General features: G+C 46.9%; 23 protein-coding genes. 5 read left to right on the top strand and 18 right to left on the bottom strand.

Annotated features, from left to right (window positions below):
- Position 1: 1 nt before the first annotated feature.
- The 11 genes from kdpB to LZG94_RS08220 form a co-directional block, all read right to left on the bottom strand.
- Positions 2-2,041 (bottom strand): potassium-transporting ATPase subunit KdpB, encoded by a 2,040-nt coding sequence (kdpB, locus tag LZG94_RS08265; RefSeq protein WP_233791449.1) that lies wholly within the window; start codon positions 2,039-2,041, stop codon positions 2-4.
- A 12-nt stretch (positions 2,042-2,053) separates the two neighbouring features.
- The gene (gene kdpA, locus LZG94_RS08260) at positions 2,054-3,742 is read right to left on the bottom strand and encodes a potassium-transporting ATPase subunit KdpA (RefSeq protein WP_233791448.1); all 1,689 of its coding nucleotides are present in this window, start codon (positions 3,740-3,742) and stop codon (positions 2,054-2,056) included.
- A gap of 10 nt (positions 3,743-3,752) precedes the next feature.
- The gene (locus tag LZG94_RS26525; RefSeq protein WP_409013245.1) at positions 3,753-3,830 is read right to left on the bottom strand and encodes a potassium-transporting ATPase subunit F; all 78 of its coding nucleotides are present in this window, start codon (positions 3,828-3,830) and stop codon (positions 3,753-3,755) included.
- Between the two features lie 256 nt (positions 3,831-4,086).
- Positions 4,087-5,424 (bottom strand): sigma-54 dependent transcriptional regulator, encoded by a 1,338-nt coding sequence (locus tag LZG94_RS08255; protein WP_233791447.1) that lies wholly within the window; start codon positions 5,422-5,424, stop codon positions 4,087-4,089.
- 13 nt (positions 5,425-5,437) lie between these two features.
- Positions 5,438-5,863 (bottom strand): response regulator, encoded by a 426-nt coding sequence (locus tag LZG94_RS08250; protein WP_215232958.1) that lies wholly within the window; start codon positions 5,861-5,863, stop codon positions 5,438-5,440.
- A gap of 128 nt (positions 5,864-5,991) precedes the next feature.
- Positions 5,992-6,759 carry an SDR family oxidoreductase gene (locus LZG94_RS08245; RefSeq protein WP_310589857.1) on the bottom strand — a complete coding sequence of 256 codons (768 nt, stop codon included), beginning with the start codon at positions 6,757-6,759 and terminating at the stop codon, positions 5,992-5,994.
- Positions 6,760-6,845: 86 nt separating this feature from the next.
- Entirely contained in the window at positions 6,846-7,751 is a 906-nt protein-coding gene (locus LZG94_RS08240) for an AraC family transcriptional regulator (protein ID WP_233791446.1), read from the bottom strand.
- Positions 7,752-7,779: 28 nt separating this feature from the next.
- Positions 7,780-8,049: a UBP-type zinc finger domain-containing protein gene (locus LZG94_RS08235; protein WP_233791445.1), complete on the bottom strand. Its 270-nt coding sequence runs from the start codon at positions 8,047-8,049 to the stop codon at positions 7,780-7,782.
- Complete coding sequence (locus tag LZG94_RS08230) at positions 8,049-9,710, bottom strand: response regulator (protein WP_233791444.1); 1,662 nt, start codon at positions 9,708-9,710, stop codon at positions 8,049-8,051. Before LZG94_RS08230 ends, LZG94_RS08235 begins: the two co-directional genes overlap by 1 nt.
- 33 nt (positions 9,711-9,743) lie before the next feature.
- The gene (locus LZG94_RS08225; RefSeq protein ID WP_233791443.1) at positions 9,744-11,144 is read right to left on the bottom strand and encodes an ATP-binding protein; all 1,401 of its coding nucleotides are present in this window, start codon (positions 11,142-11,144) and stop codon (positions 9,744-9,746) included.
- A gap of 111 nt (positions 11,145-11,255) precedes the next feature.
- A complete protein-coding gene (locus LZG94_RS08220) occupies positions 11,256-11,615 on the bottom strand; it encodes a hypothetical protein (protein ID WP_233791442.1) in 360 nt (119 codons plus the stop codon).
- Positions 11,616-11,721: 106 nt separating this feature from the next.
- Here LZG94_RS08220 and LZG94_RS08215 point away from each other — a divergent pair, with 106 nt between their 5' ends.
- Positions 11,722-12,471, top strand: a complete 750-nt coding sequence (locus LZG94_RS08215) for a DUF72 domain-containing protein (protein ID WP_233791441.1) — start codon at positions 11,722-11,724, stop codon at positions 12,469-12,471.
- A gap of 15 nt (positions 12,472-12,486) precedes the next feature.
- Positions 12,487-15,210 carry a DNA ligase D gene (ligD, locus tag LZG94_RS08210; protein WP_233791440.1) on the top strand — a complete coding sequence of 908 codons (2,724 nt, stop codon included), beginning with the start codon at positions 12,487-12,489 and terminating at the stop codon, positions 15,208-15,210.
- A 243-nt stretch (positions 15,211-15,453) separates the two neighbouring features.
- Here the strand turns inward: ligD and LZG94_RS08205 are convergent, their stop codons facing one another.
- The 3 genes from LZG94_RS08205 to LZG94_RS08195 all read right to left on the bottom strand — a co-directional run bounded on the left by LZG94_RS08205 (position 15,454) and on the right by LZG94_RS08195 (position 17,584).
- A complete protein-coding gene (locus tag LZG94_RS08205) occupies positions 15,454-15,828 on the bottom strand; it encodes a DUF3592 domain-containing protein (protein WP_229254581.1) in 375 nt (124 codons plus the stop codon).
- Positions 15,829-15,978: 150 nt separating this feature from the next.
- The gene (locus LZG94_RS08200) at positions 15,979-16,446 is read right to left on the bottom strand and encodes a response regulator (protein WP_215232951.1); all 468 of its coding nucleotides are present in this window, start codon (positions 16,444-16,446) and stop codon (positions 15,979-15,981) included.
- A 172-nt stretch (positions 16,447-16,618) separates the two neighbouring features.
- Positions 16,619-17,584, bottom strand: coding sequence for an MBL fold metallo-hydrolase (locus LZG94_RS08195; RefSeq protein WP_233791439.1), 966 nt, complete (start codon positions 17,582-17,584; stop codon positions 16,619-16,621).
- A 193-nt stretch (positions 17,585-17,777) separates the two neighbouring features.
- Between LZG94_RS08195 and LZG94_RS08190 the strand changes: the two genes are divergently transcribed.
- The 3 genes from LZG94_RS08190 to LZG94_RS08180 are packed head-to-tail and all read left to right on the top strand — an operon-like array spanning position 17,778 to position 20,293.
- On the top strand, positions 17,778-19,412 hold the full coding sequence (locus LZG94_RS08190; protein ID WP_233791438.1) for an alpha-amylase family glycosyl hydrolase: 1,635 nt from the start codon (positions 17,778-17,780) through the stop codon (positions 19,410-19,412).
- 24 nt (positions 19,413-19,436) lie between these two features.
- Entirely contained in the window at positions 19,437-19,949 is a 513-nt protein-coding gene (locus LZG94_RS08185; RefSeq protein WP_233791437.1) for a CinA family protein, read from the top strand.
- A 59-nt stretch (positions 19,950-20,008) separates the two neighbouring features.
- On the top strand, positions 20,009-20,293 hold the full coding sequence (locus LZG94_RS08180; RefSeq protein ID WP_233791436.1) for a hypothetical protein: 285 nt from the start codon (positions 20,009-20,011) through the stop codon (positions 20,291-20,293).
- Between the two features lie 81 nt (positions 20,294-20,374).
- Here LZG94_RS08180 and LZG94_RS08175 read toward each other — a convergent pair whose 3' ends face one another.
- The 4 genes from LZG94_RS08175 to LZG94_RS08160 all read right to left on the bottom strand — a co-directional run bounded on the left by LZG94_RS08175 (position 20,375) and on the right by LZG94_RS08160 (position 23,272).
- Positions 20,375-20,836: a PA2169 family four-helix-bundle protein gene (locus tag LZG94_RS08175; protein ID WP_215232946.1), complete on the bottom strand. Its 462-nt coding sequence runs from the start codon at positions 20,834-20,836 to the stop codon at positions 20,375-20,377.
- A 142-nt stretch (positions 20,837-20,978) separates the two neighbouring features.
- Positions 20,979-21,566: a Crp/Fnr family transcriptional regulator gene (locus LZG94_RS08170; RefSeq protein WP_229254580.1), complete on the bottom strand. Its 588-nt coding sequence runs from the start codon at positions 21,564-21,566 to the stop codon at positions 20,979-20,981.
- A 142-nt stretch (positions 21,567-21,708) separates the two neighbouring features.
- A complete protein-coding gene (locus LZG94_RS08165; RefSeq protein ID WP_233791435.1) occupies positions 21,709-22,332 on the bottom strand; it encodes an alpha/beta hydrolase in 624 nt (207 codons plus the stop codon).
- A 1-nt stretch (position 22,333) separates the two neighbouring features.
- Positions 22,334-23,272 carry a ring-cleaving dioxygenase gene (locus LZG94_RS08160; RefSeq protein WP_233791434.1) on the bottom strand — a complete coding sequence of 313 codons (939 nt, stop codon included), beginning with the start codon at positions 23,270-23,272 and terminating at the stop codon, positions 22,334-22,336.
- Between the last annotated feature and the right edge of the window lie 230 nt (positions 23,273-23,502).

The raw sequence follows: 23,502 nt of genomic DNA, 5'->3' as shown, positions 1-23,502 counted from the left end.
TTCAAAACCACATACCAACCACCATATCAATCACCTTAATCCCTGCGAAAGGCACCAGAATCCCTCCCAGCCCGTAGATCAGCAGGTTTCTTCGCAGCAATGCACTCGCACCGATTGGCTTGTAGGCTACTCCTTTTAATGCCAGCGGGATCAGCAACGGGATAATGATCGCATTGAAAATGACTGCCGACAGGATTGCGCTTTCCGGCGAATGCAGTCCCATGATATTCAACCCCTGCAAAGCCGGTATCGAAGCGATAAAGAGTGCGGGTACGATGGCGAAATACTTCGCTACGTCGTTTGCGATACTGAAAGTAGTGAGCGTTCCTCGGGTCATTAAAAGCTGTTTTCCAATTTCCACGATCTCGATCAGCTTGGTTGGATCGTTGTCCAAATCGACCATATTGCCCGCTTCTTTGGCTGCCTGCGTACCGCTGTTCATCGCCACACCCACGTCGGCCTGCGCCAGAGCCGGCGCATCGTTCGTCCCGTCACCCATCATCGCCACCAGCTTTCCTTTTTGCTGCTCCGCCCTGATGTAGTTCATTTTATCTTCCGGTCTGGCTTCGGCAATGTAATCGTCCACACCGGCTTTTTCAGCAATGTATTTAGCAGTCAGTGGATTATCTCCCGTTACCATAACCGTTTTCACGCCCATTTTGCGCAACCTCTCAAACCGTTCCTGGATACCCGGCTTGATCACATCCTGCAATTCGATCACACCAATAACACGCTCATTTTCGGAAACAACCAGCGGAGTACCGCCGTTACTGGATATGTCACGAACTTTTGCAGCAGTTTCTTCCGGGAATGCATTTCCTGCATTTTCCGTCAGCCGGCGAATTGCGTCAGAAGCCCCCTTGCGAATGCGCGTTTCTCTGAAATTGACACCGGAGCTGCGCGTTTCGGCTGTGAATTCGATGAATACAGGGTTTTCAACGCGCAGTTGGTCAGGAGCGAGGGCGGCCAGTTCCAGGATTGATTTTCCTTCGGGAGTTTCGTCAGCTATTGAACTTAACGCAGCACTTTTAATGAATTCATCCGGTGCAATCCCGTCTGCCGGCCAGAAATGCGTGGCTTTCCGGTTACCGATCGTAATTGTTCCTGTTTTGTCCAGAAGCAAAGTATCAATATCCCCCGCCGTTTCGACCGCTTTTCCGCTTTTGGTGATCACATTAGCCCGCAACGCCCTGTCCATTCCCGCAATACCAATTGCCGAGAGCAGCCCGCCGATCGTCGTAGGGATCAAGCAAACGAACAGGGAAATGAAGGCGGCGATGGTGATCGGGGTATTGGCGAAGTCTGCAAAAGGTTTCAGGGTAATGCAAACGATGATAAAAACGAGCGTAAAACCGGCCAGCAATATCGTTAACGCGATTTCATTAGGTGTTTTCTGGCGACTGGCACCTTCTACAAGCGCGATCATTTTGTCCAGAAAGCTTTCACCAGGTTCAGTGGTAACTTTTACTTTTATCCGGTCGGAAAGCACTTTGGTACCGCCCGTCACGCTGCTTTTATCGCCGCCCGCCTCCCTGATCACCGGCGCAGATTCGCCCGTGATCGCGCTTTCATCTATCGTAGCCAAGCCTTCCACGATCTCGCCGTCGGTTGGAATAATATCGCCTGTTTCGCACAGAAAGAACTGCCCTTTTTGAAGTTGTGATGATGGAACAATCTGAATCTCATCCAGGTACATTTCACCCACTGTCCGTATCCATTTGGCCGGCGTTTCCTCCCTGGTCTTCCGCAGACTGTTCGCCTGCGCCTTTCCCCTCGCCTCGGCAATCGCTTCGGCGAAATTGGCAAACAGCAAAGTGAGTAGCAGGATTGCGAAAACGATCAGATTGTACAACAAACTTCCCTGCGAACGCTCGCCCGTGAGTATCCAGATATTCACGATGAGCATGACGAATGTACCGATCCAGACCGTGAACATCACAGGGTTGTGGAACATGATCTTTGGGTTGAGCTTAACAAAAGATTGCACCAGCGCTTCCCGTATTAAATCCCCTTGAAACAGGGACGTATTTTGAGCTTTCATATTGATTATCAATTATTTCATTGAAAAATATTCCGCGATCGGGCCGAGGGTAAGTGCAGGGAAAAACGACAGGGCGGTGATGATCGCGATGACGGCGAAAATCACGATACCGAATGTTCCTGTGTCCGTTTTGAGCGTGCCGGCACTTTCGGGAATGTGTTTTTTGGAAGCCAGAATCCCCGCTATCGCCACCGGACCAATGATGGGAAGGAAGCGCGACAGGATCAGTACGATGCCGCAGCTGATATTCCACCACGGTGTGTTATCTCCCAGCCCCTCAAAGCCGCTTCCGTTATTGGCCGAAGAAGAAGTATACTCGTACAACATTTCGCTAAAACCGTGAAAATCGGGATTATTGAGCGTTCCGGCTGTATATTGGGGCAATGTGGTCCCCAATGCAGTCGCGGCCAAGATCAGCAAAGGATGCAGCAAAGCCACAATCATGGCAATCTTCATTTCCCTCGCTTCAATCTTTTTCCCCATCAACTCCGGCGTGCGGCCCACCATCAACCCACTTATAAATACGGCCAGAATGATAAAGATGTAGAAATTGAGGATACCCGCTCCCACTCCGCCGTAAAATGCATTCGTCATCATCGCGAGCATTTGTGTGAGACCGGATACCGGCATGAAGCTGTCGTGCATCGCATTGACCGAGCCAGTTGAAATGACGGTAGTGGCTATACTCCAGAATGCGGAGAATGCAGTTCCGAACCTGATTTCCTTCCCCTCCGTAGCGCCACTGGAAACGTCGATGCCCATTTCGGCGATTGCGGGGTTACCTTTTAGTTCTGTGAATACCGTTGGAACAGCGAGGAGCAAAAAGCCGATCGTCATCACGCCGAAGATCATCCAAGAGAGTTTTCGTTTTTTGAGATAAAAACCCAATGCAAAAACCATTGCGATCGGGATAAACATTTGTGCGAACATCTCGACCATATTGGTCACATAGTTCGGATTTTCAAATGGGTGCGCAGAGTTCGCTCCGAAAAAACCGCCTCCATTTGTTCCCACGTGCTTAATCGGTACAAATGCAGCCACCGGCCCGGTTGAAACCTGTACCGTGTCACCTTGCATCGATACGAAACTATCCTTGCCCTCGAAGGTCATTGGAACGCCATTCAGCAACAGGATCACCGCTACGACCAGCGACACTGGCAGCAAGATCCGAGTGCACGATTTGATCATTAAATCATAAAAATTCCCCAGCTTATCTGCGGTGCGCTCCCTGAAAGCGATGATCACGACCGCGGCAGCAGCCATACCTGTACCGGCACTCACAAATTGAAGGAACATCAGGAACAACTGTCCCAGGTAACTCACGCCCGTTTCGCCGGAATAGTGTTGCAGGTTACAATTAACCACAAAAGAAATAGTGGTGTTAAATGCGAGTTCCGCCGATTGCGACGGATTTCCGTCCGGGTTAAGCGGCAGCCAGCCCTGGTTCATCATCACGAACATACCCAGGAAAAACCAGACCATATTGATCGTGAGAAGAGCTGACAGATGCTGTTTCCAGTTCATTTCCGAATGGACGCGGATACCGCTCAGTTTGTAGAAAAGCTTCTCAACGGGTCCTAAAACCGGGTCGAGCAGCGTCCGCTCGCCGGCGTAAATTTTTGCAATGTATTTTCCGAATGGTATCGCGAGCACAATAGTAGTTGCGAAAACGAACACGATACCCAGAATCTCAGTATTCATATTTTCTAGGTTAAAATTTTTCAGGTCTGATGAGCACGTAGCCCATGTAGCAGAAGACCAGGATGGAGATGATGAATAGCGCCAGCATAATTCAGATTTTTTCAAAAAAACCGATGGATTTGTAAAACAGCGCGAAGCAAAGTGCGCCGGTAAGCAGAAGAAGGATTGTTGTCATGATATGCGTATTGTTAAATGTTCGAGGATACCTCTGCCAACATTGTTCCGCTATCAATGAAAACTATGTATAAGCTTAACAATCAGCTAGTTAAAGAAAAGATCTACTTTAACCAACAAAAAAAGCCTATCAAAATGATAGGCCCGTTCTCAAAATGAAAAAGTAATGCTTACAGTTTATACTCTTCGACTTTGCGGTATAAAGTGGCAATTCCGATTTCCAGAAGCCGCGCAGCTTCCGCCTTGTTTCCGTTGGTATGATTTAAAACCTTTCTCAAATGCAGCTTTTCGGCACTGGCTAAGGAAAATGCGGATAAGCTGGAATTACTATCGTTTCGCGCCTGCACCAATTCAAATGGCAGGCTTTCCACGTCCAGAATTGGTCCGTCAGTCAGGATTACGCTTCTTTCGATTACGTTTTTAAGCTCGCGGATATTTCCGTTCCAGCGATTTTGTTCCAGCAGTTCAATATAGGCTGGCGATAATGCATTTACTTTTTTATTCGCTTTAAAGGCAAATGTTTTGGCAAAAGTGGTGGCAAGCGCTTCAATATCCCCTGCCCGCTCCCGCAGTGCCGGAATAACAATTTCGAACACCGATAGCCTGTAATACAGATCGCTCCTGAAATGGCCCGCTTCTATTTCCTTTGTCAGATCACGGTTCGTAGCCGCTACGACGCGCACATTTACTTTTGTAGGCTGCGTATCGCCGATTTTCAGAAACTCTCCCGATTCAAGTACACGCAGCAATTTTGCCTGTAACTCCAGCGCCAACTCGCCAATCTCGTCGAGGAAAATGGTACCGTTATTTGCTTCCTCAAACAATCCTTTCTTATCGCGGACTGCATTGGTAAATGAGCCCGCCCGGTAGCCAAACATTTCACTTTCAAGCAGTTCCTTTCCGAATGCCGAACAGTTGATCGCTACGAAAGGCTTTTTGGATCTGCCGCTGGCCTGGTGGATAGACTGGGCAAAAACCTCTTTGCCGGTCCCTGTTTCTCCGAGCAGCAACACCGTAGTGTCAGTCGGCGCTACTTTCCTGGCCAGATCGACGCTTGCCAGCAGTTTTTTAGATTTACCAATAATAGCATCGAACGAATATTTCTCTCCAACCTGCTTTTCGAGCTGATGCACGCGCCTGTTGAGTTCAGCTTTTTCGAGCGCCCGATAAATCAGCGGAATGATCCGATTATTGTCGTCCCCTTTGGTAATATAATCGAATGCACCATTTTTGATAGCCTGCACACCGTCGGGAATATTGCCGTAGGCGGTCATGAGGACGGTTTCTAACAGTGGAAACTTTTCTCTTACTGTTTGAATGAAATCCACGCCGTTTCCGTCCGGCAGTTTGACATCACATAAAAGTACATCTGTATCCGACTGCCCCAATTCGCGGAGGCCCGATTTCAAATCTGCTGCTTCCGCCACTTCAAAGCCTTCTAGCCTGACAATACGGGCAATCAGGCCTCTCAATTTCGCCTCGTCGTCAATGATCAGAATTCTCTTCATGAGCCGCGTGCGATCACACGTGAAGGTTGGGATGAAGGCAGCACTGCCAGTAATCGTAAATAATTTTCAGCCGGCTTTTCAGCTCATGAAAGCTGTTTTCCTTTTTGAAAAAACCCTGAATAGTAGAATCGTAGGCGGTTTCAATAACGAGCGGATTGTCGGCGGTGCTCAGAAAGATAAATGGAATTGCCTTTTTCCTCAGGTATTCGTTCCGGTCTATTCTCTCCCTCAGTTCGAGTCCGTTCATAACCGGCATATTGATATCGCAAATGATTAAAAAAGGCTGTTCCTGAGTCGTTTCGAGATACAGCAGCGCTTCGAGGCCATTTGCAAAGAAGATCAGCTTGTTGGGAATCATCAATTCTTCAATGACACTCTGGATTAAGAATTGATCGTCTGTGTCGTCTTCAATGGAAATGATCGGACCTTTTATTGACATTATCTGTGTATTAAGGCGAATTATTCAGGCGCAAATATCGGATTAATTCACTCCAATACCAATCCGGCCTGCGCAGGAATCCTTCCTGTGCATTTATTCGCCCGTTTTGAGTCGGCACCAAACACCCACTATAAATTCATCCCGCCCGATACCTCTATCCGCTGCGCATTCACCCAGCCAGCTTCCGGTGAGCATAGGAATGCAACCACGCCACCGATATCATCAGGCTGACCGACCCGGCCGAGTGCGGTAATGCTGTTCATGTGTGCTTCCAGGCCGGGGTGAGCTTCAAATGCGCGTTTTGTAAAATCGGTGTGTATGATACCAGGAGCGACAATATTGACTGTAATTCCCCGACTGCCCAGCTCCTTGGCCAGATACTTGGTTGTTACCTCCATCGCACCTTTCATGGAAGCATAAGCTGCGTAGCCAGGTGTGGCAAAACGGGTGAGTCCGGTAGACAAGTTGACAATGCGGCCCTGATCGGCAATATAAGGCAGTGCTTTTTGGGTCAGAAAGTAAACACCTTTGAAATGGACATTCAGCAACTCGTCGAATGCCTCTTCCGTAGTGTCGGCAAACGCTGAAAAGCGATCTATACCTGCATTATTGATCAGGAAATCGAAGGTATCCCGGTTCCAATGCGTTTTCAGAATGCCCGATAATGTGCCAAAAAAAGCGTCAAACGATTTCGTATCCGCTGTATTAAGCTGAACAGCTACCGCTTTCCGACCGAGTGATTCGATCTCTGAAACGACCTCCGTAGCTTCCTGCTCGCTGCTGTTGTAAATCACAATTAAATCATTTCCTTTACCAGCCAGTGCGAGCGCCATGTTTTTTCCCAGGCCGCGACTTGCTCCCGTTACCAATGCAATTTTGCTATTCGATTCCATCATTTTATTTGTTAAGTTGATGGAACAAAGGTATCCCCTGCCAAGAAAATCAATTTGTCGGTTTCAAACCAAAACTTGCGAAATTCAAATCAAAGGCGGAAAGCGCGGGGATTCAGGGAGGTGTGTTTCTTGAAAAGGTTGTTAAAATGAGAAGTTTCCTCAAAGCCAAGGCTGTAAGCGATTTCAGATACATTCCAGTCGGTATGCTTTAACAGGATTTTGGATTCTTTGACAATGCGCTCGGTGATCAGTTCAGTAGTCGTTTTGCCGGTTATTTCCTTCAATACTTTGTTCAGATAATTGACGTGGATTGAAAGCTGATCTGCAAAGTCCCGTGCCGAACGAAAAGCAAGCTTCTGATGCGGAGGTTCTATTGGAAACTGCCTTTCCAGCAGCTCGATAAACAATGAAGAAACCCGGCGATACGCGTTTGGCTCAACGCCCGCAGCTGAAACAGGTTGCAATTTCTGACCAAAATGAATCAGCTCGATCACATAATTGCGGAGCAGATCATACTTATATATATAGTCTGACCCGACCTCCCGGAACATCTTAGTGAAAATCTGACTGATCTCTGCAATTTGATTTTCGGAAAGGAAAAATATCGGGTCGCCGCCGGGCTTGAAAACGGGCAACTCCCGAAGCTTCACGCCGCTATTATCCTGCGTCAGAAAGTCCTCTGAAAAAATACAGAACATCCCGGACTGGTTTTCGTTTTGCGGGATGTAATTGTAAGGAATCTGCGGGGTGGCGAAAAGCAACGCATTATGCTCAATATCAATTACTTTATCCGCATATTCCGCCCGGTTCTTGCCAATTATCAGACTGATCTTATAGTAAGCCCGCCGGTTATAAGGCATTACCTGAGCCTTCCCTGCGCGGTACAACTCTTCGGTCTTGAATACATTAAAATGACCGATCTCCTTCTGAAAAGGATCAGGGATCAACTGTTCGATTTCCTTATAAAACTCCGGGACTGACGTTGCTTTTTGCATGAGTGAAAGTTACGAAATTCAATCTTGCCTAATCGTACTCTACAAATGCTTCATCCTGATAACACCAAAGCCATTTTTCGGCCGGCTCTGCGGATATTACCACCGGGTGCGCTGTGGCATGGAAGTGCTTCGTCATGTGCGTAGCAGGTGAGCTGTCGCAGCAGAGTGTTATGCCGCAGGTCTGGCAGGTTCGCAGGTGCATCCAGCGTCCGCCGGTTTTCACACATTCTTCACAAACGAGCTCTTTCGGCAGCTTTAAGTCGGTTATTTCAGTAATATGCTGACAAGTCTGATCCATTATACTTCGCTTAAATATTGGTGAACAAAACTGATGGCCATCGAGCCTTCGCCTACTGCCGAGGTAACCCGGTTCATAGCACCGGCCCTTACATCGCCGGCTGCAAATATCCCCGGTGAGCTCGTTTCAAGCAAATAAGGGTCGCGGGCAGAGCGCCAGATCTGTTTGAAATTACCGTAACCCTTCATTTCGCGGCCCGTTTCGATGAATCCTTTCTTGTTTTTAATAATTTCAAGACCAACCCAATCGGTGTAAGGCCGGGCGCCGATGAATATAAAAAGTGCATCCGAAGGCACGGTACGCTCTTCGCTGGTATTCAGGTCAACCAGCTTTAATGATTCCAGCCGATCGCTTCCCGTGGCTTCCACGATTTCTGTACACCCTAAAATAGTGATATTCTCAGTTCCCTTGATCTGGTCGATCAGGTAGGAGGACATCGATGAGGTAAGGTCATTTTTACGGATCAAAATAAAAACGTTGCGCGCGAATTTGGACAGGTACATCGCAGCCTGACCAGCCGAATTACCTCCACCGAGCACATAAACGTCCTTATTACCGCAGGAAGCAGCCTCGGTACTGGCCGCTCCATAGTAAATGCCTTTTCCGGTAAAGTCTTCGATCCCTTTCGTTTCCAGCTTCCTATAATCTACGCCGGTCGTGATCACCACAGCTTTTGCGTTGATCTCAGTGTCATCGCCAAGAACGATCGTTTTGTATTTATCTTTTAATTTAATCTCCTTCACATATTGCGGAGAGAGCATTTCGGTACCGAAACGCGTAGCCTGCGTAACTGCCCGGCGGGTAAGTTCCGCGCCGCTCAAACCAGTCGGAAAGCCTAGGTAATTCTCAATTCTTGAACTTGTACCAGCCTGTCCCCCAGGCGCTTTGCGCTCGATCAATAAAGTACTTAAACCTTCCGACGCACCATATACCGACGCAGCAAGACCTGCCGGACCGGCACCGATTATGATTACGTCATAAATCTGCTGTTTGGTCTTGGCATTCAAGCCGATCCGACCCGCAATATCAATCAGCGAAGGCGTTTTTAACAAAGTACCATCCTCAAATATCACAACCGGAAAATCTACCGGACAGAGACTATTCGTCGCGCTGATCTGCTTTCCAAGTTCGTTTGACTCCGCGTCCAGCCACGTATAAGGCATTAAATTACCAGCAAGAAAGTCCTTAATTTCGTGAGACTTAGGTGAGAACTGATAACCTAACACTTTAATACCCTTAAAATCCGGCCGGTAGTCTCCCTGCCAGTCGTTCAACAGTTCATCGATGGCCGGGTACAGCTTTTCTTCCGGCGGGTCCCACGGTTTCATCAGATAATAATCCAGCTGGACATCATTGATCGCTTTGATCGCGGCTTCGGTGTCGGAATAGGCGGTTAGTAAAACTTTTTTGGCAAAAGGAAACAGTACTTTGGCTTTTTCTAAAAATTCCACTCCTTCCATCTCCGGCATACGCTGGTCGGAAATAAAAATAGCTACCTCCTCCCCTTTATTCTGCAATTCGAGCAGGCTTTCCATTGCCTCAGCGACGGATGTGGTGCTGAGTACCTTGTACTTATCTCTGTAATGTGATTTTAGATCGCGGCTGATAGCCCTTAAAACCTGAGGATCGTCGTCAATTGAAAATATAATGGGCAAACCCATAGTAGGAAACGTTTTTAAGATGCAGAAACTAATTTATCCATTAATCGGGAAACAAACCAGAAATTCAGTTTTCCCGGGCTCAGTTTGCAGGGTTACTGAGCCATGATGTTGTCGCACGATCCGCATCACCACATCCAGCCCGAGCCCCGTACCTTTTCCTACGGATTTGGTAGTAAAAAAGGGATCGAAGATCTTGGAGCGGATTTCCTTTGGGATACCCGGCCCGTTATCGCAGATCGCCACCTTCACGAAATCCTTTTCGCGGAAAGTCACAATCTTAAGTTCTGCTCCCTCCTGCCCTTCCAGTGCATCTATCGCATTGTCAATCAGGTTTGTCCATACCTGATTAAGCTCGCCCACCATTGCTTTTATCTTGGGTAAAGTGGTGTCAAATTCCTCGATCACCTTCACATTTGCCTTTTTGATCTTGTAGTTCAGCATAATGATCGTGTTGCGGATACCAACGTGAATATCCACCACCTCGCGCTCGCCGCCACGGTCCATGTGCGTAAAAGTTTTGACAGAACCTACCAGGTCAGCGATCCGTTTCGAAGCTTCCTGAATATCCGCCACCATTCGTTCCGTAGTCAGATTGTTGTTGATCCACAGCAAGATAGGCGACAGATCGTTCTTATTGATCTTACTTTTCAGGTCTTCCAGATCCTCCTCAGTTATGCCGAATTCTACCAGGTTTTCAGCAATATCCGAGCAGCCGGTAATACTGTTATCATCGAGCCAATCAAGGATTTCATCCTCTTTTTCCGAACGCTTCATCATACTCAGTACCGGCCGGTCGGTCGACTGTAATATCGCCTCCATTTTATTGTTGATCACATCCACTTCCTCGGGAGACAAGTGAATGGAAATCAGCTTTTTGAAATCGCCCGGCTGCATTAACAAATGGTTTTTGAGAGAAACCGATCCACGCACAATCGCGGCGGCCGGATTGTTCAGCTCGTGCGCCAATCCCGCCGACAATTTGCCCAGCGCCATCATTTTCTCATTCTGCTGTTCCAGTTCTGTAAATTCCCGGACGCGGGAAGTCATCACGATCACGAGCGCCTGAGTGAGCTCGTAAAATGAAACGATCAAATGTCGCAGCAATTCTTTCGGCAAAGTCATAATCTGCGTCAGCTCCACGCATTGACCGAATGCAACGCCAATTTTCCCCCTTGAAAAAGGCAGGCTACCGGTAATAGTACCGGGCAGTAATTCTGAAATGGTGTGTTTGGTATTGTTTTGAATGCGGTAGAGCTCAATTTTACCCGAAAACAAAATGTGGGTACCTTCCAGCTCCTCGCCGGGTCGCGTCATATATTCGCCTTCCTGCAACTCATAATGCCGGCTGTTATCGATCATCCATTGCAGCTGATCCTCAGGGACTTCTTTGAAAACCTCAATAGCTCGAAGGTCTTCGACGGTAATATTTCTCATTGAACGTAAGTATTGTCGTGATGCCAGTCACTAATTACGCGATAAAATCGCCAGGTCAGGGAAAATTTTCGCTGAACCTGACGAATGCGGTGGTAAAGCGTTGGAGCGTTATTAAATCGCCCCCGGAGATACGATCCGGTTGTATATCTTATATTCAGGAATGCCCTGAATCGGTTCGGACACACTTATTTCCACCCAGTCGCGGTTATTTTGATGAACAAAAACGCCATTACAAGTCGGAAATAACATCTTTAAGATGTCAACAGAATCTGGTTCCAGGTTGATTTCTTCGTGTCCGACTTCACTTACATAGTAAAAGCCTTTACAAAGCCCTACCGAAGTTTCGAACTCGATTTTAACCAGACTACCTGATAGTTCCGGCTGCATCACTTCTACTACAATCTCTTCACGCAGATCCTCGGCAGTACCCAGCGTTTCTTCCTGCTCGCCCAAAATATCTATTACTCCCATATTCAGCGGTTTTTTAATGCTCAGAGAGGCGAGACGCAAAAACCATTCCTGACCGACGATTTTAGTATGTTCGTGAAAACGGAATGATTATTTATTTGAAGCCAATATGGAACAACAACCTCACATTCATATTGGTACGTCAGGGTGGAGCTACAAGCACTGGGCTAAAATATTCTATCCGCCCGAGGTAAAATCCAAGGACTATTTGTCCTACTACTCGACACAATTCCAGGTTTCGGAGATCAATAACAGTTTCTATAAAATCCCTAAAAGAGAAACGGTTCAGAAGTGGGTAGAATCGGTGCCGGAGCATTTTTTGTTTTGCCCGAAAATGAGCCGCTACCTATCGCACTTGAAAAAACTGAACGATCCGGAAGAGCCTCTACGCCGGTTTTTCGATGTTTTTGATCCTTTCAAAGATCATCTCGGACCGATTCTGATCCAACTTCCCGCCGTCGTCAGATTTAAAGAGGAGCTGGTTACTCCCTTTTTTGAATTGCTCAAACAGAAATATTCAGACTACCGGTTTGCAATAGAGGTCAGGCATGAATCGTGGTTCTCGGGTGAGAGCATTCAACTGATGAAGGATTTTGGGGTGACGCTTGCAATTGCCGAGTCGGAAGAGTTTCCGTACCACGAAGAAGTGACTGCCAAGGATATTTTTGTGCGCTTTCACGGCCCCAAGGCATTATACAGTTCCTCTTATTCCGAAGCCGCGATACAGGGTTATGCCGAAAAGTTTGTGCATTGGCGAAGTCAGGGGCATAATATTTGGGCATTCTATAATAATGACGTCAACGGGCATGCTTTTAGAAATGCGGCTATGCTGCAACGCTTTGTTGACGCTATGACCTGAATCTTTTTAACCTCAATGTTGAAGATCATGAGCCTTTCCAAATACAATGAAAAGAGAAAGTTTGACAAAACACCAGAACCGAAAGGTGGCGAAGCTGAATCTGAAAAGCTGATTTTCGTGATCCAGAAGCACGACGCTTCCCGGCTTCATTACGATTTCAGGCTTGAAATGGATGGAGTACTCAAAAGCTGGGCGGTACCGAAAGGCCCGTCAACCGATCCGTCGGTGAAACGGCTGGCGATGATGGTGGAGGATCATCCCTACGATTACAAGGATTTTGAAGGCATCATCCCAAAAGGAAATTATGGAGCCGGCACTGTAATGGTCTGGGATTTTGGAACTTACGAGCCGCTGGAAAAAGCCGGATCGAAAAAGGAAATGGAGAAGCTGCTCCTGAAAGAATTGAAGTCGGGCTCGATCAAGATCAAACTGAAAGGTAAAAAGCTGCAAGGCGAATTCGCGTTGGTGAAAACCTCTATGGAGGAAAATTCCTGGCTGCTGATCAAGCACCGCGACAAGTATGCAGATGAAGCGGATATAACCGAAAAAGACAGGTCAGTTTTATCCAAAAAAACACTGGAAGGCATTGAAAAATCGCCCCAGCACGTGTATGGAGAGGAAGATGCTGACAACAAGGACGAAAAGAAAGCTAAGCCGGCTAAGAAAAGTACCGCAAAAGCAAATGAGGTTTTAGAGGAAACAAGCGAGGAAAAAGATTCTGGCAAGACTAAAAAAAAAACAGCGGACATCCTGAAAAGCGCTCCGAAAAGTAAGTTTCCAGAAACATTAATGCCAATGCTGGCCACGCTGGTCGACGGGCCTTTCGACGATCCGGGCTGGGAATATGAAGTAAAATGGGACGGTTACCGCGCAATTGCGTACATGAATAAAGGCGAAATAGACCTGAAATCGCGGAACAAAAAATCGTTTGACGAAAAGTTCTATCCCGTTTATGATGATCTGAAAGATTGGAAAATAAATGCGGTTCTGGACGGTGAGATCGTAGTGATCAAGGACAACGGACAATCGGATTTTAATGCACTGCAGAACTGGCGCAGTGAGGCCGACGGGCAGCTTGTTTACTACGTTTTCGATATTCTCTGGCTCGATGGCAAGGATTTGACGGGGCTTCCACTTTCAGCAAGAAAAGCCATTTTACAAAGCTTAGTGACAGACGATGTTCCTGCCAAACTGGGTTACAGCATTGCTGCCGAAGGCACTGCGTTTTTCGAGGCCGCGCAGAATATGGGGTTGGAAGGTATTATTGCCAAAAAATCGGACAGTACCTATTCTCCGGGAATCAGGACAAAAGAATGGTTGAAAATAAAGGTTAACAAGCGGCAGGAAGTGATCATTGCCGGTTACACGCAGAACGCCGGGTCTTCAAAACTATTCAGTTCATTGCTGCTTGGCGCGTACGAAAATGGTCACCTGCAATATGTCGGTAAGGTCGGGACTGGTTTCAAAGACAAGCAGCAGAAAGAAATGTTAGAACAATTCAAACCACTCATTACCGAAAATAGCCCTTTTGCAGAAACACCTGATTACAATAAGCCTTCACGGTTCAGACCAAATCCACCAAAAGCCGACGCTACCTGGCTCAAACCCGAGCTGGTTTGTGAAGTAAGTTTTGCTGAAATCACGTCCGACGGTGTTTTCCGGCATCCCTCTTTTGAAGGAATGCGGGAAGATAAGTCGGCCAAAGATGTGATTCGGGAAATAGAAGAACCGACTGAGGAAGTTATCGGGGAAACAGAAAAGCAAGAGGCTCATCATGAAGTGATTAAGAAACCCGCCAAGGCGGAACGCAAAACACTTCTTAACCCAAAAGATGAAACGCAGACACGTAAACTCAATGGGCAGGACCTGAAATTTTCCAACCTGAGCAAACTATTCTGGCCCGACGACAAAATCACAAAACGCGAGCTGATCAACTATTACTATCAGGTTGCGCCTGTTATGATGCCGTATCTGGAAAACCGGCCGATGTCACTCAACCGTTTTCCGAATGGTATTAAAGGAAAAAGTTTTTACCAAAAAGATGTGACCGGCAAGGTTCCGTCCTGGATTGAGACTTTCCCGTACGAAGCTGATAATGAGAAGAAAAACTTTATGCTCAGCAACAACGAGGCTAGTTTACTATACATGATCAACCTGGGCTGTATCGACGTGAATCCGTGGAACAGCCGCATTGAAGCGCCTGACAATCCTGACTGGTGCCTGCTGGACCTGGACCCGGACACGACCAATACATTTGAGCAAGTGATATTGACTGCTCAAACTATCAAGCAGCTTCTCGACTCGATCCAGGTGGAAAGCTATTGCAAAACGTCCGGCTCCACGGGCCTGCATATTTATATTCCCCTTGGTGCGAAATATACCTATGACCAATGCCAGATGTTCGCTAACTGGGTTGCGTCGCAAGTGCAGCACGAACTGCCCAAGTTCACGAGTATAGAGAGAATGACTAAGAACAGGAAGGGGAAATTGTACATTGATTATCTGCAAAACCGGCCGAAAGCGACGCTGGCTGCCCCATATTCCGTGAGGCCAAAGCCAGGTGCGACCGTGTCCATGCCTTTGCATTGGGACGAAGTGAAGGAAGGATTGCAGTTGCGGGATTTTACGATTCACAACGCAATGGAGCGCGTGCAGCAGGAAGGTGATCTGTTCAAACCCGTACTTGGCAAAGGGATTGATCTGGAAGCTGTGATTGGAAAAATCGATATGGAAAAATAGCTATTATGGCTACCAAAAGGTCGGATTTTAAAGTATTTGTACCGATAGTTAAGTGAACTTGACCAGTCAGTCAACAACCTTTGCGAAAACAGGCTATAACTATTTTGTTTGTAACGGCTTAATGAAAGTGGGTACCACACACTATAACTTTAATCTATACACACACTTACTTCTTCTATCCTCTTTTCCGGTCCGCGATGCTATTAGATTGATGCGGACACTTTGGAGCAGCTGCTATCCAACCTATTGAAGAAGGGTTTCCGAGTGGTGTAAGAATATCGCTCTTCTATCGTAAGCAGGATCGTATTTTACAAGAACCTTGCTTCCCTCACGTATTACTTCATATTTAGAATAAGATAACACTTCGGTCATCTCAGCCACGAATTCGTTTCCCTGCTCGGGTTCCACTTTTACCTTTACCTGAAATTCGGGTTGATTGTTGAGATATTCGCCTGTGGGTTCAATATTCAGTACGGTCGCACTGGCTTCGATGCCCTCTCTGAGCACTTTCCTTTTTCTTTCCTCCCGCTGGCGTTTGCGGACAGACGTGTAGACGGAGTAAGCGATCATGAAGATCAGTATGATGGTGGCACCAATTGCCCGGTCGGAGTTTTCCACGACTTTGAAAATTATGATTTAAGTCAAATTAAAGGACGTAATCTTTTAATTCGACTTTTTCAGTTATCGAACGGTCTACGATCTTACTATTAGGTAGCGTCAGCGCACAAAGCTACCAGGAAATACTACCAATCTGACGGTGCCAGTCGTTCAGATCGAATTTTCCTTGCGCGTAGGCACGGGAAGTGTATTGTAATCCATCCAGTAATGGCAAATGGTCTCGATCAGAAACCGAAGTTCTTCAAATTCCACTGGCTTGACAATGAACGAGTTTGCTCCTGCGGCGTAGCATTTTTGAATGTCCTCGTCGGATGAACTGCTTGTGAGGATAATAATCGGCAGCGTTGACCACTTCGTAACGAAGTTATCAGGCGTCTTTCTGATCAGCCGCAGCAGATCGGAACCGTCGATATTTGGCATTTTTAGATCGAGAATGATCAGGCCGGGACGGCTGCCGGAAAATTCAGGAGCGGACTGCAGAACCATAAACTGGTAAAGCTCAGCTGCTCCCTGAAAAAAGCGCACACGGTAATTGGGTAAAAATTCATTGAATATTGTACGGATCAGTAGTCTGTGATCCGCTGAATCGTCGACCAGGTAAATTTCTTTTTTTTCCATGAACAGTTTAGTTGATTGCTTTAATCGTTGCTCATGAGTGACATGCAAAAATTAGACCACATACACAAAATATGGCGTAGTCACAAAAAAACTTCCGGCTTCGGATTTTTTTAAATAATGGCGATGAAGCTGAATGCGGTGAAATCTGTCACCGCATTCAGCTGGATAAGGGTTAAAACAAGCTTTTTTGCGTTCGATACCTTGCGTAGAGCGCCAAACCGAGTGCAGAAAGGGCCGCTACTGCACTTATTGTCAAAAACATTTCTACCGGATTTGAGCCTTCTTTTGGAAGCGAAACCACGCCTGAACTATCTGTAATTGCAGGAGACATCACATATCTGCCCCTTTTGGGAACGGCGAGATCCTGGAAATAATAGGCCAGTTCGAGCAGGTCCTGCTGCATTTCCTGTCCACTCATGGGCTTGCCGTGCCCTGCCGCGACGATATTTGGCATCAACGAGGCAAGTGTCTCCACAGAACTTTCGGCCCTGAGCCAGTCGCAGGTGAAATACTTAGGTGGTCCCGAAACGATCTTGCTTTGCGTTAACGTTGAAAAGGCCGATTCAGCAGCGGTGGTCACAAAAGCATCTCCCGCAATCAGAACCTTATCTTTTTCCCTCCAAAAACTTACATGCCCCGGAGAGTGACCTGGAGTATGAATATAACTCCAATCAGGCAAAAAAGGGACGGATGCATCTATTCCCGGAAACGCTTCCACTAGGCCCGTCAGATCTTCGGATTGTTTGGGGTAAAACTCTGATAGATAAGTCATTAATCCACCACCACCAGACGGATCAGCTGGCGGATAAGCCGATTTTCCTGTCAGATATGGTAATTCAAGGTAATGCGCAAATACCGGCACTTCCCATTCCGTAGCCAGGCGTTTTACAGCACCAATATGATCGAAATGCCCGTGGGTAAGTAGTATCGCTGCGGGCCTGGATCCTTCACCAAACAGGCTGGCGACCATTTTCTTGATTTTGGAATAGCCAGTCTTTAAACCGCCGTCGATCAATACCCACGATCCGTCCGACTCGTTTTTTACAACAAATACATTGGCAAAAATGTCAGTAAGACCCCATATTGCATCCGCTACTTCAAAGTATGATGTTTCCTGTCCAATCGCGTTTTTTTCCATTTCAATAGTAGTTATGTACCAGATTGTTCTCGCTAAGTTAAAAACCATGCCATGCAACAATCCGTGTGCAGCTCAACTTGAATCAGTCGTAAAAATGCACATCTTGCTTTCATTTGATCACTAAAAAACCGCAAAAAACGACTCAGGCGCGATTTTTGAGTACGCAACCGATCATTGATCAAACTGATTAACCATGAATTTGGAACAAACAATGAGAGAACCGACTGCTCCGACAAAATACCTGTGGTGGCAGCATGGGGTTATTTATCAGATTTACCCGCGCTCTTTTCAGGATTCGAACGGTGACGGAGTTGGGGATCTGAAAGGTATCGTCAGCAGGCTGGACTATCTTAAATGGCTTGGAATCGATTGCATCTGGCTGTCACCGATTTTCACGTCGCCTATGGCGGATTTTGGTTATGATATTTCCGATTACTGCGGTGTCCACCCACTTTTTGGGACGATGGCGGATTTCGACGAGTTGTTGGAAGAGGCCCACAGCCGCGGCATGAAAGTGCTGCTCGATCTGGTTCCAAACCACACTTCCGACCAGCATCCCTGGTTTCTGGAAAGCAGATCTTCCCGGAATAACCCAAAACGTGACTGGTATATCTGGCACGACGGCGGCGAAAACGGTGAACTCCCCAATAACTGGCTGAGCGTTTTCGGTGGTCACGCGTGGGAATGGGATGAGGCTACCGACCAATATTACTATCACGCATTTTTGAAAGAACAACCTGACCTGAACTGGCGGAACCCGGAGGTTCAGCAGGCAATGCTGGACGTGATGCGATTCTGGCTGGATAAAGGAATCGATGGTTTTCGCGTGGATGTAATGTGGCACATGATCAAAGACAGCCAGTTGCGGGACAATCCCGTAGCCCCGGATTCACCATTCCATGCCGACGACCTCATTTACGACCATTATATTCCCACCTACTCCACCGACCAGCCCGAGGTACACGAAATTGTGCGAATGATGCGCGCACTAACAGACGAATATGAGGAGCGCGTGCTGATCGGCGAGATCTATCTTCCTATTCATAAATTGGTGACTTATTACGGCCAGGGAGGCTCAGAGGCACATTTACCATTTAACTTTCAACTGCTTACATTACCTTGGGATGCTGCCAGGATTGCGTCTTCCATCGATGAATATGAAGGCGCATTGCCGCTGAACGGCTGGCCAAACTGGGTATTAGGTAACCATGATAAGCCGCGTATCGCGAGTCGCGTGGGACGGTCGCAAGCGAAGGTAGCGGCGATGATGCTGCTTACACTGCGGGGTACCCCTACGATTTATTATGGCGATGAGATTGCAATGCGGGACGTGCCTATTCCAATGGATGAGATTGTGGATCCGCAGGGATTGAATATGCCCGAGCTGAATGTAAGCCGGGATCCCGCGCGCACGCCAATGCAGTGGAGCAACGAAATCCACAGTGGATTTTCACAACACAAACCCTGGCTGCGGTTGCCTTATAATTCCGGAAGGGTCAATGTTGAAATGCAAAAAAAAGATCCGCATTCCATGCTGGCGTTTTACCACAAACTGATAGCGGCACGCAAGCAATATGCAGCTTTGAATATCGGAGCATACATTCCCGTCTATTCGGACCAGCAACTGATATCCTACATCCGGCAGTTTGGGGACGAGCGCTTCCTGATTATTTTGAATCTGACTCACCGCCCGGGATATTTCAGGCCACGCACTGGCAGCTACTCGGGAATTGTCATATTATGTACTGAGATAGAGCGGGTTGGAATGAGCGTATCGGGAATTATTGCAATGGGTGGCGATGAAGGATTGCTTATTAAACTTAATTAATTCATCTCTTACAAGTCAAAATATATGCCTTCACAAATTGTAAACGAATGCAGTAAAGCTTTGGCGGAGCGGGGCCTGAGCATTGCTTTTGCCGAAAGTGCAACCGCCGGGCGCCTGGCCTCCGAATTTTCGCTCTGCGAAGAGTCAGGTAAAGTTTTAAAAGGCGGCCTGGTTTGTTACGATGCATTATTGAAACAGACAATCCTGCACGTACCGGCGGATATGATCAAAAGATTTACGCCCGAAAGTGCAGAGGTTACCCAGGAGCTTGCGCAGCGGTTGCAGACTTTCATGCCGGCTGATATTCATTTAGCTGTTACCGGGCTTACCTGTCCGGGCGGGAGTGAAACTGAGGAAAAACCGGTGGGTACAATATTTCTGCACATCTATTTTAAAGAGAAATCCATAGCGATCCGCGAAGTTTTCGAAGGTGAGGCGGAAGAAATCGTTTTGCAGGCAATCGACAGGGCGGCACAGGCGATCCTTGCTGAGCTTCCGGTTCATTCCGGGAAAGCGGACGGTGCAGCCTCTCTTTAACAATCAAATTACAATACCTTTTTTAACAAACCTTATTTGCATAACTAACAACCAAAATCATGAAGAAATTAAGAACAACCGGCGCATTATTGGGATTGGCATTGTGCCTTTGCTTCGCATCTTGCAGCAAAGAAAATGACGATACCGAAGGAAGTGAAGGCTCGGGAAGCGCAACGGAGACTACTCCTAACGACAGCAGCGGAGCTGAAAGCAGAAAAGCAATGGGAATAGGCGAAGATAATCAGGATGACTCGCTGGGCTTTCCATCAAACCAATCTAATCTGAATAGTGACTCTACCAGAAGCAAACACGATGATAAAGTGCCGGCTGAGCAAAAGAGATAATCCTGAACCGGTAGAACCACATAAAAAGAAAACAGCCGACGTAAGCCGGCTGTTTTCTTGTCTGATGATGAAGATATAATGTTAATGCACTTTTTCCATGTCACGCAATCTCTTTACAGTATCGTGACCCGATTTTAGTGTGGCTTTTTGCTTGGTTATCAATGAACGCAGATCAGGAGTGAGCGCGTCAGATTTTAATGCAGTTTCGTATGCTTTCTGAGCTGCATCTTCTCCAAACTCTGAATTTTCAAGCGCAGTCAATCTGTTTTCGCTGGTGAATACGGATTTTACATCCATCCATGCGCGGTATATTTTACCAGATACCATTGTGCCGGTCGCCGGTTCGCCGCCCAGAGAAGTTACCTCCGAAGACAACTCACGTACATGTTCTGCACTATGTTCGGAAAGGTTACTAAACAGCGATTTGAGGTCAGAGTCAGAAGAATTAGTTTCTTCCGATGCTTTTTTATAACCTTCAATACGGTCGTTATTGATAAGAATCAAATCGTTCAGTACCTCTACAATTTCTGAATTTTGTGCCATGACAATTTCATGATTGGTTCTGAAATGCATTCTGAAATAACTATTCCAATTGCCTGGAAGGGCGTTATCAGGGTTGTTCCAGCAAATTTGTGGAGCTTTTTGCGCCGTATATACAGCGCCCGGATTCCTGTCTGATAAAAATTTAATTTGCACTTAGCTTCTTCCTGACCTTACTCAGGAATTCGGGCGAAAATCCGAGATATGAGGCGATATAATGCTGGGCTACACGTTGGGGAATGGTAGGGTAACGGTTAAGAAAGTCGAGGTATTTCTCCACCGCGCTGGTTGAAATGGTACGGAACAATCTCTCTTGCGTTTGCGCGAGATTCCGCTGTACCATTAATCTGAACATCCTTTCAAAGCCAGGGATATTGGTCAGCAGCTTTTCTTTATCCTCTGGGGTAAGCAGCAGTACTTCGCAGTCTTCGAGCGTTTCAATATACATGTGGCTCGGCGTCTGGTTCTGGAAGCTGGTAATATCACTCACCCACCAGTCCTCAATCGCGAATTGGAGCGTCACTTCCGAGCCGGCACTGTCGATATAGTAAGTCCGGATACAGCCTTTCAAAATATAAGCTTCAAACTGGCAAACCTCTCCTTCCAGCAGCAGGAAGGTTTTTTTGTTAAATTTTTTGTGTTGAAGTAAAGAATCAAAAAAATCTAAATCGTGGCTGGAAAAGTGCATGCACCGCAATGCATAGTTGTTGATCCGTTCAAACATGCTGTTCATTTATTGCCAGGCAGGCGGGTGCATTTTCAGTTGAGGTATTGTCCCAAAAGTAAAAAACCCGGCCCTTAATCAAAAGGCCGAGTTGCGAAAACCGGGTTACGAAAACCGGGTTGCGAAAACGGGGTAAATGAAGAAATGCTGTTTAAGCCAGAATATGTTGGTTGGCCAGCTTGATCTCTCCGGGAAGGATTGTGTGCGGCCGCCCGGGATAAATGTTGAATGTAACAAATGCATTCATCCGTTCCAGGATAGCGATACTTTCCTTCACCCTCGAAACGGGTACGTGCGGATCAGGATCACCGGTAGAAATGAATACAGGTGTATTCGCGAAATCCCCGCTGTAATTACGCTCGTCCAGCGTTTCACCGATCAGTCCGCCGGTGAAAGCAATTACCCCACCGTACCTTTTTGCATTGCGCGCTACATATTCCAGAGTCAGACATGCTCCCTGCGAAAATCCTGCGAAAAAGATATTCTCGGGCGATATTCCACTTTTTTCAATCTGCTCCACAACGTCGGAAACCGTTTTCAGCGCCGAATCCAGGGCCGGCTGGTTTTGCAAGACCGGAGCCATAAAACTGAAAGGGTACCAGCTGTTACTCGAAGCCTGAGGGGCCAGGATCGCCATTTCGTCGAGGTTCAGGCTCCTGCGCAGGGAAATAATATCCTGCGCCGAGCCGCCCCTTCCGTGTAATAATATGATCGCTTTTTTGGCCTCGCCAAGCGGAATTCCTTCCTGGATTATATTCAAACTATGGGTGTACATATTAGGTCAGTTTTGGAAGTATAGCCTCAATTTTCGCCCTTCTTGGTTCGTATTGCGGGGGCAGCATCAATCCTGATCCCAGTTCTTCCACAGTTTCATCCGTTGCAAACCCTGGGTTATCGCTGGCAATCTCAAAAAGTACGCCGCCTGGTTCACGGAAGTAGAGTGAATAGAAATAGTTTCTGTCAATCTTATCGGTGATCTGGTGACCGGCTTCCAACACTTTTTTACGGAATTCCATCAGAATATCATCATTGGCAACTCGGAATGCCACGTGGTGAACGGAACCCGCAGCCACATGTCCGGCTCTTTCGCCCGGCGCTTCCACCAGGTCAACAATCGCCGCATTCTCAACTGCGTCGGTGATGAACCGGTATCTGTTAACGTGTTGTTCGAGCAAACGGTAACCAAAAATATCCGTCAGGATTTTGGCGGTATCCTCTATTTTGTTGCTGGTGATCGTAATATGGTGAAATCCGCGGGTTGCATGCTCGGCTTTCACTTCGCTGGTTTCCCATGGTGCCCGAACATCAGGTGTTTTAGGAACCGTCAACTCAAATTTCAAACCGTCACGATCCAGGAAAGTCACATATTCTTCTCCGAATTTCTCAGCGGTCTTATTATATGTAACGCCGTTTGCTTCAAATCTTTTAAGCCAAAAATCCAGACTTCCATCAGGTACCGAGTAACCGATTTCGGTCACCTGCCGCGTTCCCCTTCTGCCCGCAGGGATTTGACTGCCCCAAGGAAAAAATGTCAGAATGGTACCAGGCGTGCCGTTTTCGTCACCGTAATAAAAATGGTAAGTGTTAGGATCATCGAAATTGACGGTCTTTTTTACCATCCTCAATCCTAATATGCGGGTGTAAAAATCATAGTTCTTTTTGGCGTCGCTAGCAATTGCAGTAATGTGGTGGATGCCGTTGATTGTATTTTCCATTTTCTTTTTTGTTTAGATCTGCTTCGTTTTAATGATACAAATGTACCCTACCGGGCAGGGGCAAAGCATTGAACTAGGACAAGAAAACGCGATGTTTCAGGATATTTTGTCAATCGAAATTGCCTGAAATGACGCTCGGAGATTCTTTATTGTACAAACTTTCGCCCAGCGTTCCGCATAATAAATATGGTCGCGGCAACCACATATATGTTGGCAACTTTAATATCTTC

The sequence above is a fragment of the Dyadobacter sp. CY343 genome (genome assembly GCF_021390335.1).
Lineage (GTDB): Bacteria > Bacteroidota > Bacteroidia > Cytophagales > Spirosomataceae > Dyadobacter.
Note: the sequence above shows the minus strand (reverse complement) of the source record. Positions and strands in the feature narration are given on the sequence as shown.